This window comes from Janthinobacterium sp. EB271-G4-7A, assembly GCF_020858075.1.
Lineage (GTDB): Bacteria > Pseudomonadota > Gammaproteobacteria > Burkholderiales > Burkholderiaceae_D > Janthinobacterium > Janthinobacterium lividum.
This window is the reverse complement of sequence record NZ_JACYMI010000002.1, coordinates 216,368-233,491: the sequence shown is the minus strand read 5'-3', so window position 1 is coordinate 233,491 and position 17,124 is coordinate 216,368. Positions and strand designations below refer to the sequence as shown.

Here is a 17,124-nt window from a genome sequence, read left to right as displayed (position 1 = left end):
TGGCCTCATCAATCCTTGTTGTTGAATACTTCGATGGCGGCCAGGTGCATTGCCGCGCGCTCCAGCACGTCCGTCTTGCCGCTCCCATCGCTGCGCCCATCGGCCGCCGAACCATCGCCCAGCTTCACGGCGAAGTGCGCCTGCGGCGCCAATTGCGGCGCTGGCGGCACGCCATCGACGGCACTGTCGTCGCCCGCGTACTGAAAGATGAATTGCTGATCGGCCTTGCCTTCGGCAAAGCTTGGCAATTGCACTGCCATGCTTTGCGGGTCGTTGAAGACAAAGTTGGGCGCATTGAACTGCAGCGGCGACTTGCTGCCAAAGGTGATGCCGTCGGCGATGCGGATGAAAGCGCCGTGCTTGGAAATCAACACGATTTCATCGGCCATGCCAATCACCTTGCCTTCGCTGGCCGTCAGCTTCAGGTTTTTCGCCGCATTGAGTTCCATGTCGTCATGCTGGCTTTGCAGCAGGAACTTGCCATGGTGGGCGATGGCGCGGATGCCGTCCGCGTGGGAAAACAGCGAGATACCCTTGCCCGCATTCACGCTGTAGCGCTGGCCAGCCACCGCCTGCAGGTGCTGCTGCGCCACGGTATCGATGCTGCCGGCGGCGTAGCTGACGATAGCCTTCGAACTGGCAAAGCTGATGCCGGCGGGCGCCGTGACGGCTATCGCCGCCGCCCCACCCAACTCGGCACGGGGCGCCGTATTGCTGCCGCCTTCCCAGCCTTTCAAGCTGTGCTGCAACTCCTGCTGCGCGTGATCTTCCTGTTCCAGTGCCTGATGCGTCGCCGCATAGCTGCCCAGCGAACGAAACAATTCCAGGCAGTTTTCCATCAAGCCCAGATATTCGCTGCGCGCCATGTGGCCGCCATCGCCGTTCAGGCGCTTCCAGGCGGAAATCAGCATGCCCTTGCCCGCCCGCATCGCCAACTGCTCGTCGGTGCGCAATTCAGCGCCCTCGCCCCGCGCATCGCCCTGGCCATTGCGCCGGTCCTGCGTCAGCCAGCCCAGGTTGAGCTGGGTGGAACCATGATCGCTGGCAAGTTGGGTATTGATTTGTCCGTGGACATCATCAAAGCGCAGCTGGTTGCCACGCGTGCCCTTGATTTCGCGGCTCTTCATGCCGGACAAATAACGGTTGCCGGGCAAGTCGCCTGCCTTGCTCAAGGCAGCCGGCTGCGCGTTGTGGTTGTACAACTGGCCCACGATAATGGGCCGGTCCGGATCACCACCGAGAAAGGCCAGCAAGACTTCGCTGCCCACGCGGGGCAAGCCCAGATAGCCGCATTGCAGCATGCTGCCGGGACCGTTACCCGCCCAGCTCGACGCGACGCGCACCCAGGCCGAATCGGCATCCGTGTCGGAGGCGCCCGTGCCGCCTGCATGCTCGTGATCCAGCGTGCGCGTGGCGGGAAAGCGCACCTTGACCCGCCCCATGGCGTCGCAATGGACTTCCTCATTCGCAGGCCCCACCACCACGGCGCTTTGCATGGGAACTGGCGGCAGGTCGATGCACGGATCGTAGGCTGGAACGATGGGCACGCCGCGCCGCACGGCAGCCAGTTCAATATGCATGCGCAAGGGGCCATCGTCCACCGCCGCCGCCAGCTCGCGCTGCGGCAGCGATCCGTCATCGGCCAGCCAACGGTTGCGCGCAAACAGGCGCTCCACCCTGACGGCAAGCTCCCTGGGTAGATTATTTTGCGCCGCCACCTGCAGCGACGTGACGACAAAATCCCGCTCGGCCGCTGGCAAGGCGTCGATATCGGGATGCTCGGCCAGGCTGAAGTACTCGCCTGGGCACAGGTCGCGCACGCTGCCTTCGGCGTGAAAGCAGTGGCTCTCGTAATCGTGCTGCTGCATGGCCAGCATGCCCAGCTGGCACAAAGCCTCATGATCCGCGCCCGCGCGCGGCGGCAGCACGCGGTAATCATCGAGGGTGGCGGCAATGGCATTGCCATGCATGCCTTGCTGCCCCCGCCCCAAGGCATCGGCAGTCATGAACGGCCGCGCACGCGGGTGTTCCTCATTCCAGCTATGGCGCGTCACCTTGCCCGCCTGCAGCTTGCGCACTTCGCTCCACGACGTCAGGGTATCGCGCTGCTCCGTCGCGCGGTCCGCGTGATAGCGCACGGTGTCCGCCATGTTTTTCCGCAAGCCGTCGGCATGGTTGAACAGCACCAGGGTATGCGCCGGCTCGGCATGTGCATCCGTATTGTCTGCGGCACGAAAAAACCAGGCGACCCCACTGCGCTTGAGCAGGCGCCGCACAAAGGCCGCATCGGACTCATTGTGCTGCATGACAAATTCGCGCTGCGGGTATGCCTGCGCTTCGAAGAAATCGGCAAACGCATACTGGAAGGCGTGCGCCAGCACGGTATTGCTGCGTATCCATTCGTCGAGCAGGGTCTTGACGATCTCGATATCCGTCAGGCGCCGGAAGACGCGCGTATTGCAGCGCTTTTCCATGATGGCGAAGGCGTCCTCCAGCACCAGCTGGTAGCTGGCCAGCGCGCCATCGCTGTCACCGGCACTCGCTTGCGCGACGATGCCGCAAATACTGCGCAGCTGCCCCTGGTCGGTAACGATATCGATAGCGGCGGGCAAGGCGATCAAACTATTCAGCGGCAAGTCCGCATGCGTCGAGACGCACAGCACACGGTACTCGACGCCACCACAGATGGCCTCGCTGCCGGCGATACGCTGCGGTATCAGCACATCGGCGGGCACCTTGGGCGATACCCCCAGGCGCAGGCGCAAGGGACGCTGGGCACCCGATATCGACTCGTCACCGTCCATGGCATTCTCCTCATGCGCGCTTGCATCTCATCAAGCTGGAGAACCGACAATGCCATGGGATGGCAAGGAAATACTTGATATTTAGTAAGAACCCGACAAGGTTCCCATAACTTCCGTCAACCTTTGCCGCTTGGCCAGCAGGACGGGCCTTGAGCGGCACAATGGGGCGCAATCACTGCGCCCCATTGTACAAGCTGCAAGTTTCTCAACCCATCAGCGCTGGTAATTCTTGAAGAAATTCCAGCTGATCACGGTGGCGTCCGGACCCAGCTCATCGCTGAACGGCCAGCCGGGAGGACCGCCGCTCCACGCGTGGTTCATGCCTTCCACCGTGTACTTTTGCGCGATGACGGCGCCGTTGTGCAGGTACGTGTCGATGGAATAGCTGCGGCCGTACGGCACCGTCTGGCGCACGATGCTGTCGGCACGGTAGCGCACGCTGTCATTGTCGAGGCCATCGTCGCCATAATCGCTGGTCTGCAGGAATTGCTCGATGGTTTGCTCGCCGTTGACGGGATTGACGACGATGTCCGAGGTGCCATGGAACACCATTGTCGGCATCAGGCGGCGCGGCGAACCGGAGCAGCGCCAGGCATCCTTGCCCCGTACTTTCGGGTCGAACGAGCTGCCGTTGAACAGCGAGTCGGCAGCCGTGATCATGCCGATGGCGCCCTTGTACATGCCGCCCGAATGCACCATCACGGCGGCGAACACATCGGAATAACAGGCGGCCATGATGGAAGCCATGGCGCCACCGGCCGAGATGCCCGTCACATACACGCGGCTGTCCTGCACCGCATACTTGTTCTTGACCTTGTTCAAGATGCCCATCAGCACGGCCGGCTCGCCCGTACCCCGCTCCTGGTTCAGCGGCAACATGAAATTCCAGCAGCGCATGGGATTGGCCGTGGCGTTCTGGCGCGGATAGACAACAATAAAGTTTTCGCTGTCGGCCAGCTGGTTGTAGCGGCTGACGGCGGCCATGCTGTTGGGCTCGGAACCGCAGCCGTGCAGCATCAACACGACGGGCAGCGGCGTGTTGGCGTTGTAGTTGCTCGGTAGCCAGACCTGGTATTCACGCGTACCCCACAGGCTCGCGTACAGGCCGAAATCCCACTGCCCGGCAGCAGCCGGCAGCGCGGCCAGCAAGCCGCAGGCGGTGATCAGTGCAGATAATAAATGACGCAGTTGTTGATGCAGATTTGCCATGCCAGTCTCCTGATTATTATTCACGACGAAAACAGCGACAACCAACCGGCTTGACGCCCGTCAAGCCGGCACTTCTACAACTTCTTAAAATTTGTAGCCAGCCTTGGCGATGATCTGGCGTGGCGGACCATAGAAACCGTCGAGGATGAACACGGCGGGAATGTTGTAGCCATCCGTACGGTAGCGTTTATTACCCAGGTTGCTGCCATGCAAGCTGAAGGTCCAGTTCTTCGGCGCTTCCCACACGACGCCAGCCGTCCAGATGCTGTAGCCGCCCTGCGCCAGGGTTTCGCTCAAGTCCGTGGTCGGATACACCTTGCTGCGGTAGCCGTAGCCGACCATGCTGCGCAGCGCGCCGCCGAACACGTCGCGGTCCGTGCGCGTCAGGTTCAAGCCCACTTGCCGGGCTGGCGTATTGCTGAACTTTTGCGTATCCGCGATATTCTTGCCGCCGCTCATGAACTCGTCATAGCCGGCGCTCAGCAGGGCGAGGAAGCCGTTGACTTCCCACTGGCGGTTGGGACGCCATGAGAATTCGAACTCGGCGCCTTTGACGGTGGCCTTGCCCGCATTCGTGAAGTCGCCATAGAAGCCCGGCACGCCGCCCGGCTGCACATAGCTGGTGAACACGGACAACTGGATATCCTTGTAGCGGTTGTAGAACAGGGCCACGTTGGCGTCAAACGTGTCGTCCGGCGCCGCGTACTTCATGCCCACTTCCAGCGCGTCGAGTTTTTCATCCTTGTACGGCCGCGCCGAGTCTGGCACCACCAGGTTGTTGGCGCGCACGTTGTAGCCGCCCGACTTGAAACCGCGCGACAGGTTGCTGTAGAAATTCGTCGTCTTTGACGCTTCGTAGCGCACGGACAGTTTCGGCGAGGTATTGCTGACCGACAAGGACTTGTCGAAGTCGGCCGCCGTCTGGATAGGCCGCGTAAAGCCCACGTCGGCGAAAGCACGGTTGAGCACGATGGCCCGCTTTTCCTCGCGCGTGTGGCGCAAGCCCGCATTGATGCTCCACACCTTGCCCAGCGGCCAGGTCCAGTCCGTGTACAGCGCCGTGCTGTCCGTCTCCACCGTGCTGACGGCGGCCGTGAACTGGCGCCCCAGGAAATTGTTGTAGATGCCGCCGCCGGCCATGCCTTCGAAGCGGTACAGGCCGATCACGCCGGCGCCATAGTCGCCGCTGTACGAGGCCTGCAATTCCAGGCTTTTCTGCTCGTCGCGCGAGTCGCCGAACACGTCGGCAATGGGCAGCGGCAAGCCGTCGAAGTCGATGGTTTGCTCGGACGTGCTGCGCCGCTTGGCGCCGATCACTTTGACGGACCAGTCATTTGACAAGGTGTAATTGGCCACCAGCGAACCGCCCCGGTTGTGCGTGAAGTTGTTGCCAGGCATGCCGCTCTGGATGTCATAGGCATCCGTGCTGGCCGGCCGCTTGAGCGGATCGAAGGCGCTCACGCCCATGCGCTGGAAACCGCGCACGCCCGATTTGTCGTCCGTGGCGTCCAGGCTCAGCACGACGGTGAGCGGGATGTCCTGCGGAAAATAGCCGACGGACAGGCGCGCGGCCGTGCTGTCCTGGTCGCTGACCTGTTCGCCATTGAAGGTGTTGCGGCCGAAACCGTCGCGGTCCAGCTTGGCAGCTGCCAGGCGCGCGCGCCAGGTACCGTTCTCGTTGGCCAGGTTAAAGGCGGCCTTGAAGTTGCGCTGGTTGTAGTTGCCGATGCCCACTTCCGCCGAGGCGCCGTTTTCCTTCGCCAATGGGCGCGAGATGTACTTGATGGCGCCGCCGATGGTGTTCTTGCCGTACAAGGTGCCTTGCGGACCGCGCAGCACTTCGATGCGCTGCACGTCGAACACGTCGAGCAGGGCGCCTTGCGGACGGGCCATGTAGACATCGTCAAAATATATGCCCACGCCCGGGTCCACGCCCCAGACGGGGTCGGCCTGGCCCACGCCGCGAATGAAGGCCGTCAGGGTGGTATTCGTGCCGCGCGAAGCGTACACGGTCAGGTTCGGCACGCGCTCCTGCAAGTCGGCCAGGTTCTGGATATTCGCCCGTTCCAGGGCCTTGGCGGAAAACGCCGTGACGGCCAGCGGCACGTCCTGCAGCCGCTCTTCGCGGCGGCGGGCGGAAACGGTGACGGTTTCCATGCGTTCTTTCGCATCGCTGGCCTCGCTGGCGCTTTGGGCGCTGGCGGCGCCAGACGTGGTGGCCTCCTGTGCCAGGGCCTGGGTGGAAAAGCTGAAGGCACCGGCAACGGCAAGGGCGGCGGGCATCAATTTCAAAGCAAGTTTCATAGCGTCTCCAATGTCAGGCTTGCTTACCGCCAGGGAAGACGGCCGGATTCCAGAATCGCAAGACGTAACGGTACCCGCGCGCGCAATGCGAGCACCTGCCCTGCGATGACTGTTTCCCGACCCTCGGCCCGTGCGGCGAGTGGCCTGTTTATTTTGAATGTAGAGTAAGGAAGGACTGCAACAAGGTATTCACACGCTGCGCCTGGTCCAGAGGCGTGGCGTGGCGCGAGTTCGCGATGATCTCGATCTCGCACTGCTGAAACTGTGCGGCAAAGGCCCGCTTGCTGGCGACGGGCGTGTAATCCTGGTCCGCCGCCATGATGAAGACGGGCATGGCCAGGGCCTGGAAATGAATGTCGATATCCCAGTGGAAAATGGCGTCCAGCGCCGCCAGGTAGGCGCGCTTGTCCATGCCCGCCATCTGCGTGGCGAAGCGCTCGACGAGGGCTTGCTGGGCAGGATCGGGAAACAGTTTCTTGCCGATGATCTTGCCCATGGCTTTCAGGCCGAAAGTGGCGATCACCGTGCGGCGCAGCCAGTAGGCAAACAGCAGCGCCACCGGCTTGCTGCCCTGGAATGGCTGGGAATTGATCAGGCACAAGCTGGCCACGCGGCCGGGGGCGCGGTTGGCCATTTCCAGGCCCACCATGCCGCCCAGGGAAAAGCCGACGATGTGCGCGCGCGGCACGTCTAGCTGGTCCATCAGGTTGAAGAGGTCGTTGGCGAAGTCGCCGATCTGCCAGTCGCCATTTGGCGCGGGACTGGCGCCATGGCCACGCAGGTCGGGCACGATGAGGCGGTAGCTGCTGCCGAGGGCGTCGATTTGCGGGCGCCAGTCTTCGGCGCAGGAACCGAGGCCGTGCAACAAAAACACGGGATCGCCCTGCCCTGTCTCGGTGCCCAGATCGAGGTCGAGGTAATGCAATGGAACATCGGATGTCGTGTGACGCCGCATTCTGTCTCCTTGCTGTTGAACATGCTTTGTGTTCAGGTGCAGGAATATATTTTCCTGCTGTTGGAAAACATAATACGGAATCCGAATTCCGATTTCAAGTTAAATCGCTAAATATCTCAAGTCAGGTAATTTAAAGCAACACGCACCAGCTCATCCTCCAGCGCGGCGGCCGATAAAAAGGAGAGCGAGCCCGACAACACGTGCTGGTTCAGGATGCCCAGCAGCACGGGCGGCACCACCATCATCGCCTGCGTGGGGTTCGGGTGGCGGATGCTGGCCGACTTGCTGGCCAGCACGGCCACCGTGCGCTGCGAGATCAGATGGTTGATCTGGTGCACCTTGTCGCGGAATTGCGCATCCTGCGAGCAACGGGTGATCAGGGCGCGCAACACGCCGCGCCGGCCCATGTTGACGGCCACGAACATGGCCACCATGGCGCGGATGAACTCTTCCAGGCTGCGCCCTTCCCACTGGCGCAGCTCCGTCAGGGTCTCGACCTTTTCCACCATGTCGGAAAAAAAGCGCTGCAGCAGCAAGCGGCTCAGGGTGTCCTTATCGCCCAATAAACGGTAAAACGTACCCACCGAGGTTTCCGCCAGCTTGGCCAGGTCAGCCACGCCGATTTCATCGAAACGGTTTTCCGCCAACAACTGTTCACCCACCAGCAGCAGGCGTTCGAAGGCCAGCTTGCTGCGCGCCTGGGTGGGCTCGGGTGGAACGATCAACTGCGGGAAGGGCATCGGGAAGGAAGGCATGCGGCGTCGGCGTCTCGAAATAGTGGAACCTGGGTTCCGTTATGGGTGCGCGTATTGTAACGCGGGAGACGGCCGATGGGGAGCGCCGCGTGGCGCCCTCGCGTGTGCTACCTGCCCTGCCACTCCATGTAGACGTCGGCACGCTGGTAATGGGCGTCGCCGGCGGGCCGCGCCACGTGGGTAAAGCCGCTGCTTTCATACAGGCGGATGGCGGGCGCCAGCTTGCTGTTCGACTCCAGGAACAGCAATTGCGCGCCGCTGGCCTCGAAGGCATCGAAAGCCCGTTCGATCAGCCAGCGCGCGATGCCCAGGCCCTGGCATTCGGGCGTGACGGCCATCTTCGACAGCTCGATACTGCCATCGCCGGCGTGGATGAGGGCGCAAGTGCCGACGATCTTGCCGTCCAAACGCGCCAGGAAAATCTGTCCGCCGTCGTCGAGGATCGAGCGTTGCGGATCGGACAGCACCTTGTCGTCCAGCGCCTCGACATAGAAATAGCGTTCCAGCCATTCGATATTCAGGCGCTTGAAATCTGCTCCGTACTGCGCCGCGTAATCGATGATCTCCACGGCAGCCCGTTCGCGCTGGCGCCGACAGGTGGCGATCGTCTCGCCGAATCCCTGCGATTGCAGGCGCGCCTCGGCCCGGTCCAGGCTGGCCATCAGTTGCGGCGCGCCCTGCTCGAACACCACATCGACGGCCGCGCGCACATCGTCCCACAGGGGCGCCATGTTGCGCAGCAAGGCTTGCCCGGCGTCGGACAGCGCCAGCAGGCGGCGCCGTTCATCCTTGGCGTCCGGCATCTCCGCCACCACGCCCGCATCGAGCAGCTTGCGCCCCAGCTGCACCACCACAGGGTGCGTCTGCCCGATCTGCGCGGCCAGGGCCGTGATCGCCGTCGGGCCATTGTCGCGCAGCAGCAATAACAAAGGGAAACAGCGCGACGTCAGCTCGACACCGGCCGCCAGATAGCTAGTATCGACGCCGGCATACAGTTGATCGGAAAGACGGCGCAGGCGGCTGGCCAGCATCAGGGAGCCATAGGTTTGCAGGGTGGAAGACATGTTTGGCAGGATATATGTAAGTAGTTACGTATACCCTAACGTAAACCAGTTTCCTTGGTCAAGAAGAAGTATTCGCCGCACGACAGGCACGTCGAAGTCAAAACACGCCAGCCTTGCCCGCATCAAAGGCTTCTTTCCACAGATGGTAGCCCTCCAGTTCGCTTTCATGAACAGCTTCATGGCCTATCAATGACTGCCCCTCCGCCGCGCCCGGACTGCGATTCGGAGCGTGGCCTATCCTGACCGTCCAGCTGCCTTCCAGCGCAGCGGCCTGCGCCTCTTCGGCCGAGTCGAACTCGTATTCGCCGTATGCACAGCCGATGATCAGCAGGTAATCGTCCTCCGTTGCCACGATGTCCTTGCCGCCCATGTAAATCGCCTCGCCGCGGCCGACCTCGACTGTATCTATCTTCAAGACCTTGGAAACAGAAAACTTGCCGCCCTCGTCTTGGGAAAGCAGCAGGTCTCCTTGCTCGAAAGGAAAAGTTTTATAGTCGGGAGGGAAGAAATTTCCTGCAATCATGAGTAACCTTTCAGTTTATATTTATATCAATCTTCATCGGCCAGCGCCGCTTGCAGCCTGGCTCGGAACACTGCCCCGGCCATCTCGTCCAAGGTCGGCCACACCTGCGTCAGCCAGCGCTTGCCCTCCTCGCTCACCGCCACATACGGCGCGTCGCGCGTGGCGCAGGCCAGGCCAATCGCGATGACTTGCCCCGCATCTTCCAGGCCGCCCGCGATCATGGCGTCGATGGGCAAGATGATCAGCTCGGCGGTCAGATGCGGACGCAGCAGGCAGGCAGGCGCGATGATGGCGAACGACGCTTCCGCATAATTCCAGCAATTGGTGGGCCAGTGGGCGTTTTTCACATTTTCCAGGAAGACAGCATCACTGAGCGTTTCCGGATGGGCTTGCGCCTGCGCATAAAAGGCGGCAAGGGCGACGAGTTGTGGCGGGGAAGTCCAGGTGGGCATCGGTCATTGATCCAGGCAAAGCCGCGCCAGGCTGGCGGCAGTGGCGGACTGTAACATGTTCAATTAACACGCTGAAACACCAATGAGCGAGGCATAATAATGGCCGCCGCCACTCTCGCCAGTCACAGCCATGCCAACCGCCTTTGAACTCTGGAAAGCCGAACTTTTAATTGTGGGTAACATCGTCCAGGATGACGATACCTCCACGCCGCCCGATGAGGCCCATCGGCGCTTCCAGCGCTACTGCGCCATGCTCGATGCGCTGACGGGCGCGGAAGGCGCGCACTACGCACTGGCCATTTTTCAATCTGTGCAGGCCGAGCACGACTACGGCGCCTATCAGACGGCCAACCGCGCCGCCTGGCGCTTCGGTGAAACAGTGTATTGCACGGCACTACTACACGAACTGCCGCGCCTGATCGCCAGCCTGCCCGACTGGGCTGGAGAATTTCTCGTCGGTATCGCCAACGGCGCCGGCACGCCCAGCGCCTCGACCATCACCTGCTTCAACACCGTGCTGGCCACCACGCCACCGGCGCATCAGGCGCTGATCGCGGCCTTTATTGCACAGGAAGAAGACGACGGCTGGTTCGACCATTGCCCTGGCGTACTGGGGCAACCGTCAAGGCCGGGCGCCTTTCCACTCCCTGTCAATATCATTACTTGAGGAATATGCATGTCGGTCTACGCCATTACCATCCCCTGCTTTGCACAGATGCTGCGCTCCCTGACGACGCTGTTAAATAAAGGCGAGGAGCGCGCCCAGACGCTGGGTTTCGATCCCCAAAATTTGCTCGACGCGCGGCTGGCGCCCGACATGCACACCCTGGCGCGCCAGGTGGAATTCACGTGTACCCAGGCGCAGGAAGCCGTGTGCCGGCTGACACAGCAAGCGCTGCCCCGACTCGCCACGCCCGCCAACATGCCGCAAGCCAAGGCGTTGATCGACGACACCCTGGCGATGCTCGCTTCGGCGGACCGTGCAGCCATCGACGCTGGCGCGCAGCAGCCAGTGTCGATCACCCTGGCCGGTGGCCTGACCTTCGACATGGCGGGCCAGGAATACGCGCTCAACTGGGCCACGCCGCAGTTCTATTTTCACCTGGTGACGGCGTATAACATCCTGCGCCATAACGGCGTGCCGCTTGGCAAGGCCGAGTATGTACAACATATGTTTGCGTATGCGCGCCAGCCATAACCACCAGGGCGCCATTGACGGCGAGCGCTACGCGGGCATCATGCCTGGCCACGCTGGCGGCGCCGGCTACCGGCTGTTCCTGCTGCCCAGCGAAGCCGATGCCCTGCCCTGGCAAGCCGCGCTCGACTGGGCCGCGGCACGCGATGCCTGCCTGCCGACGCGCAGCGAATTGGCCCTGCTGCACGCCAACTTGCGCCACGTCTTCCCGGACGCCTGGTACTGGTCGTCGGAAGCGGACGCCATCCTGCCCCGCATGGCCTGGAGCCACGATTTCGATAACGGCACCCAGTACAACTTTCGCAAGACCTACTCGGGCCGCGCCTGCGCCGTTCGCCGGGTGGCGCTGCCGCCATCGGCCGCCGCGCCCGTCCCTTTGCGGCAGGGCGAACGCTATGCCGGGCTGATCCTCGGCACGGATGGCGCGCCCGATTACCATCTGCTGTTGCAGCCGGACAAGTTCGAGTCGGAGTACAACTCGTGGCAAGCCGCATCAGACTGGGCCGCCAGCCTGGGCCACAGCTTGCCGGATCGGCGCGAGCAGACCTTGCTGTATGCGACATTGAAAGATGCATTCCGGCCAAACTGGCACTGGTCGAGCGAGCCGGGCGACATCGAAGACGAAGCCTGGTGCAAGGACTTTGACACGGGCGTCGCCTATCAGAACGCGCGCGAGTTTGACGGCTATGCGCGCTGCGTGCGCCGGGTGCTTGTATAGTGCGCGTTTGCTCAGCCGAGCTGTCCCATCAAGGAAAACCATGCTGTTATCACTCGACGATCCCCTCTGGCCCACCCTGGAAGGCGGCTACCGCGTACCTTACGACGTGGCCGAGGCGCTCAAGGCCATGCTGGCGGGCGAAGACGTCTGGCATGAGCTATGGGAAGAGTTGCACCACCAGGGCGACGTGGGCGTCGCCTCGTATGCTGCCGTGCCCCAGCTCGTGCACATGTTGGGCGGCGCCGAGTCGCGCGAGGAAGATTTCTATGCGCTCATCGCCCTGATTGAAATCGAGCGCCACCGCCAGCACAATCCGCCTCTGCCGGACTGGCTGGCCGACAGCTACCGCGATGCCTGGGCGCAACTGCCCGCCATCGCCGCGCGCGACTTGCAGGGCCAGCTCGATCCCGTCATGCTGGAATCCGTGTTCGCCGTGCTGGCCCTGGCCAAGGGCAAGCTGCGGCTGGGCGCCGCCCTGATGCACATGGATAGCTCGGAAGTGGACGAATGGCTGGAAGAGCATCTCGGCTGGTCCGAAGTCTACGGCAAGGACGCTTAAGAGTCAGAAACGCTCGTCGCGCAGCGCCGGCATCACCAGTTCGCGCACGAACGAGGCATTCGACAAGCTCAGCAAGGTGCGCACGACGGCGACGACATCATGCACGGGAATCAGCTCGCCTTCGCCCCGCACGGCGGCGTCCGCCAGCGGCACGGACAAGCCGTCGTAGGTATTCAAGTAGCCCAGCTGCAGCGCCGTCACGGCCAGTCCTTGTTCGCGGAAACCTTCACGCAAGGCATCGGCGATGCCGTTCAGGGCGAATTTCGACGCGCTGAACGTCACTTCCGGGCGGCCGCTCTGGCGCAGGCCGGACGTCGAGCCCGTGAGTATCAGTTGCGGCTTGCTGCTGGCCAGCAAGCGGGGCACGAGGCGCTTGAGCAGCAATATCGTCGCCGTAATATTGGTATTGACCATGTCGACGATGGCATCGTCCGCATCGCCGAGAAAAGCATACTCGTCGCAGAAGGCTTTTTCTTCCCACACGCCCAGGTTATAGATCACCGCGTCCAGCGCGGCGGGCGCTGCACGCGCGATGCGTTCGACGGCCTCCGACGGCGCCGCCAGGTCCGCCGCGATCCATTGCAGTTGCGTCCCCTGGCCTGCGGGCAAGTCGGCAGGTTGCTGGCGCGATACGCCGATAACGGCATGTCCGTCAGCGAGCAAGCCGTCCACCAGCGCGCGTCCCAGGCCCCGGCTGGCGCCCACGATCATGATATGCATACTGTGTCCTTTCCAATGAAGTCAACGCCGATGATAGCGGCGTTGTATTAAGCACAGCTGAGGCGGCTCCCCCTACGCGCGCGCCTGTCACAGCATTTACTCACGCGGCGGAAATGCGTATGCTAGATCTGGCAATCTCCGATAACACACAAGAACGAGACACATGCCTACTTCCGACACCGCCGCAAGCAACGCCGCAACGCGTCCCCTCACCCAACAAGACTATAAAACCCTGTCGCTGGCCGCCCTCGGTGGCGCGCTGGAATTCTACGATTTCATCATCTTCGTCTTCTTTGCCAACGCCATCGGCCAGTTGTTCTTCCCGCCGGAAATGCCGGAATGGCTGCGCTTGCTGCAAACCTTCGGCATCTTCGCCGCCGGCTACGTCGTGCGTCCGCTGGGCGGCATCGTCATGGCCCACTTCGGCGACTTGCTGGGCCGCAAACGCATGTTCACCCTGTCCATCCTGATGATGGCCGTGCCGACACTGCTGATCGGCCTGCTGCCCACCTACGCCACCATCGGCCTGGCCGCCCCGCTGCTGCTGCTCCTGATGCGCATCTTCCAGGGTGCGGCCGTGGGCGGCGAAGTGCCGGGCGCCTGGGTATTTGTCTCCGAACACGTGCCCAGCCGTTTCACGGGTTTTGCCTGCGGCGTACTGACGGCCGGCCTGACCGTCGGCATTCTGCTCGGTTCGCTGGTGGCGACGGGCTTGAACACCGTCTACACGCCGCAAGAAATCACCGATGGCGCCTGGCGCTATCCATTCCTGCTGGGCGGTATCTTCGGCTTCGGCGCCATGTATTTGCGCCGCTGGCTGCATGAAACGCCGGTGTTTGCCGAAATGCAGCAGCGCAAGGCCCTGGCGACGGAAATGCCCTTGAAATCCGTGCTGCGCAGCCACCGCGGCGCCGTCGTCGTGTCGATGCTGCTGACCTGGATGCTGTCGGCCGGCATCGTCGTCGTCATTTTGATGACGCCTGCCCTGCTGCAAAAGATCCACCACATCGCGCCGCGCACCACCCTGGTCGCCAATACCGTGGCCACCCTGTGCCTGGCTTTCGGCTGCATCATCGCCGGCATGCTGGCCGACCGCCTGGGCGGCAAGCGCGTGATCTTCGTCGGCTCCGTGCTGCTGGCCATCAGTACATATATCTTCTACACCACCGTCGGCACGCGCCCCGACCTGCTGCTGCCTCTGTACGCGATGACGGGCCTGTTCGTCGGCGTCGTCGGCGCCGTGCCCTACGTGCTGGTGCAAGCATTTCCGGCCCAGGTGCGCTTCTCGGGACTGTCGTTTTCCTACAACTTGTCGTACGCGATTTTCGGCGGCTTGACGCCCGTGGTCGTGACCCTGATGCTGAAGAACAACGTGCTGGGTCCCGCCTATTATGTGATCGGCGTGTGCGTGGTGGGCATGCTGACGGCGCTGTTCATCAAGGACCAGCGGCAGACCGTGGGACGCTAGATCAGCCGCCAGCGGCCCAGGCCACCTTCGGGTGGCTTTTTTTTCGCGCCGATTTGTCGCGCTGCACCAAAATCTGAAAAGGCGTTTCACATCGCGGGATTTCAAACGGCAGACTCATCCATTAATGCTCTCACTTTTTGAAAATTCATTTCACATCCTGAAAAATTATAATTAAGTCGTTGAAAAAGAACGATTAAATTTAAGTTATATGTCTTATATAAGACTTGAAGATCGGCGCGAATCGGCCTACTATTTAGTCATGCAGTTTGCTTCGACAAGACGTTGTGGCGCACTCGGCGATTTTCTCAAACATAGCTTTTCTTTTTAGGAGATTCACATGTCCCAATATCAAGACGACATCAAGGCTGTTGCTGGTTTGAAAGACCAACAAGGTAGCGCCTGGAACGCCATCAATCCCGAGTCCGCCGCCCGCATGCGCGCCCAGAACAAGTTCAAGACCGGCCTGGATATCGCCAAGTACACGGCAAAGATCATGCGCAACGACATGGCCGCCTACGATGCGGACCCATCCAAGTACACTCAGTCGCTCGGTTGCTGGCATGGTTTCATCGGTCAACAGAAGATGATCTCGATCAAGAAGCACTTCAACAGCACCGACCGCCGCTACCTCTACCTGTCAGGCTGGATGGTCGCCGCCCTGCGCTCCGAGTTCGGCCCGCTGCCGGACCAGTCGATGCACGAGAAAACCGCCGTTTCCGCCTTGATCAAGGAGCTGTACACCTTCCTGCGCCAGGCCGATGCCCGCGAACTGGGCGGCCTGTTCCGTCAGCTGGACGCGGCCCAAGGTGATGCCAAGCAAGCCATCCAGGCGAAGATCGACGGCCACGTGACCCACGTCGTGCCCATCATCGCCGACATCGATGCCGGTTTCGGCAATGCCGAAGCCACCTATTTGCTGGCGAAACAGTTCATCGAAGCGGGCGCCTGCTGCATCCAGATCGAAAACCAGGTGTCCGACGAGAAACAATGCGGCCACCAGGACGGTAAAGTCACGGTACCGCACGAAGATTTCCTGGCCAAGATCCGCGCCATCCGCTACGCCTTCCTGGAACTGGGCGTGGACGACGGCATCATCGTCGCCCGCACCGATTCGCTGGGCGCCGGCCTGACCAAGCAGATCGCCGTCACCAACGAACCAGGCGACCTGGGCGACCAATACAACTCCTTCCTCGACTGCGAAGAAGTGTCGGCCGATGCGCTGGGCAATGGCGACGTCATCATCAAGCGCGAAGGCAAGCTGCTGCGTCCGAAACGCCTGCCGAGCAACCTGTTCCAGTTCCGCGCCGGTTCCGGCGAAGAGCGTTGCGTGCTCGACTGCATCACCTCCTTGCAAAACGGCGCCGACCTGCTGTGGATCGAAACGGAAAAACCGCATATCGCGCAAATCGGCGGCATGGTCAGCGAAATCCGCAAGGTCATCCCGAACGCCAAGCTGGTGTACAACAACAGCCCGTCGTTCAACTGGACCCTGAACTTCCGCCAGCAAATCTTCGACGGCATGAAAGCGGCAGGCAAGGACGTGTCCGCCTACGACCGTGCCCAGCTGATGAGCGTGGAATACGACCAGACGGAACTGGCGATCGCCGCCGACGAGAAAATCCGCACCTTCCAGGCCGACTCGGCCCGCGAAGCCGGCATCTTCCACCACCTGATCACCCTGCCGACCTACCACACGGCCGCCTTGTCGACCGACAACCTGGCCAAGGAATACTTCGGCGACCAGGGCATGCTGGGCTACGTGGCCGGCGTGCAGCGCAAGGAAATCCGCCAGGGCATCGCCTGCGTGAAACATCAAAACATGTCCGGCTCGGACATCGGCGACGATCACAAGGATTACTTCAGCGGCGAAGCGGCGCTGAAGGCGGCTGGTAAAGACAACACGATGAACCAGTTCTGAGCTTTTGGTTTGGTTGTAGAGTAAGAAGGCCCGCTTTGGCGGGCTTTTTTGCGTCTGAGCTGCGGGAAGGCGGCAGTTTTGTCGGTTGGGTTAGCGGAATGCGTAACTTGGTTGCGTGCAGATCATCGTCGGCATCGCCGTGAATTCGGTGATTGCAATGATGCTGGGGTCGATGGCAGGATTCCAAGCCCAGCGTCCAACTTGAGTGGCCGTGCAACGGTGGATGATGGTGGGCATGTTGACGGGGTTGGTGGTGAAGATGGGAGAGGGGGATTCAAATCATAGCCAGCAACCCGCATAACTAGCTAATTTTGATGGATGGTAAATTTAAGAATACCCCTAATCTTACCCACACCAGAAGGTTGCCTAACCTCACCGTAAATTGGTTCAACAATCAATATATCTATTCAAGCTGAAGATTGAAATCATTGTGTTGCTGGCTCGATTCCTCTCTAAGCCACCAAAAACATCGTTTACTCA

General features: G+C 61.6%; 15 protein-coding genes. 6 read left to right on the top strand and 9 right to left on the bottom strand.

Features of this window, described 5'->3' with window-relative positions:
* Positions 1-8 precede the first annotated feature (8 nt).
* The 8 genes from IGS58_RS18540 to IGS58_RS18505 all read right to left on the bottom strand — a co-directional run bounded on the left by IGS58_RS18540 (position 9) and on the right by IGS58_RS18505 (position 10,066).
* On the bottom strand, positions 9-2,804 hold the full coding sequence (locus IGS58_RS18540) for a type VI secretion system Vgr family protein (RefSeq protein ID WP_230522340.1): 2,796 nt from the start codon (positions 2,802-2,804) through the stop codon (positions 9-11).
* Positions 2,805-3,017: 213 nt separating this feature from the next.
* On the bottom strand, positions 3,018-4,013 hold the full coding sequence (locus tag IGS58_RS18535; protein WP_230522339.1) for an extracellular catalytic domain type 1 short-chain-length polyhydroxyalkanoate depolymerase: 996 nt from the start codon (positions 4,011-4,013) through the stop codon (positions 3,018-3,020).
* Positions 4,014-4,097: 84 nt separating this feature from the next.
* Positions 4,098-6,317 (bottom strand): TonB-dependent receptor, encoded by a 2,220-nt coding sequence (locus IGS58_RS18530; RefSeq protein ID WP_230522338.1) that lies wholly within the window; start codon positions 6,315-6,317, stop codon positions 4,098-4,100.
* 148 nt (positions 6,318-6,465) lie between these two features.
* Complete coding sequence (locus IGS58_RS18525; RefSeq protein WP_230522337.1) at positions 6,466-7,272, bottom strand: alpha/beta fold hydrolase; 807 nt, start codon at positions 7,270-7,272, stop codon at positions 6,466-6,468.
* Positions 7,273-7,388: 116 nt separating this feature from the next.
* Positions 7,389-8,027: a TetR/AcrR family transcriptional regulator gene (locus IGS58_RS18520; protein WP_034784500.1), complete on the bottom strand. Its 639-nt coding sequence runs from the start codon at positions 8,025-8,027 to the stop codon at positions 7,389-7,391.
* Positions 8,028-8,134: 107 nt separating this feature from the next.
* Positions 8,135-9,091, bottom strand: coding sequence for a bifunctional helix-turn-helix transcriptional regulator/GNAT family N-acetyltransferase (locus tag IGS58_RS18515; RefSeq protein ID WP_230522336.1), 957 nt, complete (start codon positions 9,089-9,091; stop codon positions 8,135-8,137).
* Positions 9,092-9,188: 97 nt separating this feature from the next.
* Positions 9,189-9,614, bottom strand: a complete 426-nt coding sequence (locus tag IGS58_RS18510) for a hypothetical protein (RefSeq protein WP_070257214.1) — start codon at positions 9,612-9,614, stop codon at positions 9,189-9,191.
* Between the two features lie 26 nt (positions 9,615-9,640).
* The gene (locus IGS58_RS18505; RefSeq protein ID WP_230522335.1) at positions 9,641-10,066 is read right to left on the bottom strand and encodes a hypothetical protein; all 426 of its coding nucleotides are present in this window, start codon (positions 10,064-10,066) and stop codon (positions 9,641-9,643) included.
* A 172-nt stretch (positions 10,067-10,238) separates the two neighbouring features.
* Between IGS58_RS18505 and IGS58_RS18500 the strand changes: the two genes are divergently transcribed.
* The 4 genes from IGS58_RS18500 to IGS58_RS18485 are packed head-to-tail and all read left to right on the top strand — an operon-like array spanning position 10,239 to position 12,538.
* Positions 10,239-10,733: a hypothetical protein gene (locus IGS58_RS18500; RefSeq protein ID WP_230522334.1), complete on the top strand. Its 495-nt coding sequence runs from the start codon at positions 10,239-10,241 to the stop codon at positions 10,731-10,733.
* Positions 10,734-10,742: 9 nt separating this feature from the next.
* Positions 10,743-11,264 (top strand): DUF1993 domain-containing protein, encoded by a 522-nt coding sequence (locus IGS58_RS18495; protein ID WP_230522333.1) that lies wholly within the window; start codon positions 10,743-10,745, stop codon positions 11,262-11,264.
* Entirely contained in the window at positions 11,248-11,979 is a 732-nt protein-coding gene (locus IGS58_RS18490; RefSeq protein ID WP_230522332.1) for a DUF1566 domain-containing protein, read from the top strand. Before IGS58_RS18495 ends, IGS58_RS18490 begins: the two co-directional genes overlap by 17 nt.
* Before the next feature lie 40 nt (positions 11,980-12,019).
* Positions 12,020-12,538 (top strand): hypothetical protein, encoded by a 519-nt coding sequence (locus tag IGS58_RS18485; RefSeq protein WP_230522331.1) that lies wholly within the window; start codon positions 12,020-12,022, stop codon positions 12,536-12,538.
* A gap of 3 nt (positions 12,539-12,541) precedes the next feature.
* Here IGS58_RS18485 and IGS58_RS18480 read toward each other — a convergent pair whose 3' ends face one another.
* Positions 12,542-13,258, bottom strand: a complete 717-nt coding sequence (locus IGS58_RS18480) for an SDR family NAD(P)-dependent oxidoreductase (RefSeq protein ID WP_230522330.1) — start codon at positions 13,256-13,258, stop codon at positions 12,542-12,544.
* A gap of 163 nt (positions 13,259-13,421) precedes the next feature.
* On the opposite strand from IGS58_RS18480, the gene IGS58_RS18475 reads away from it, so the two are divergent.
* Positions 13,422-14,726 carry an MFS transporter gene (locus IGS58_RS18475; RefSeq protein WP_230522329.1) on the top strand — a complete coding sequence of 435 codons (1,305 nt, stop codon included), beginning with the start codon at positions 13,422-13,424 and terminating at the stop codon, positions 14,724-14,726.
* 337 nt (positions 14,727-15,063) lie between these two features.
* A complete protein-coding gene (locus tag IGS58_RS18470; RefSeq protein WP_034784508.1) occupies positions 15,064-16,644 on the top strand; it encodes an isocitrate lyase in 1,581 nt (526 codons plus the stop codon).
* Positions 16,645-17,124: the final 480 nt, after the last annotated feature.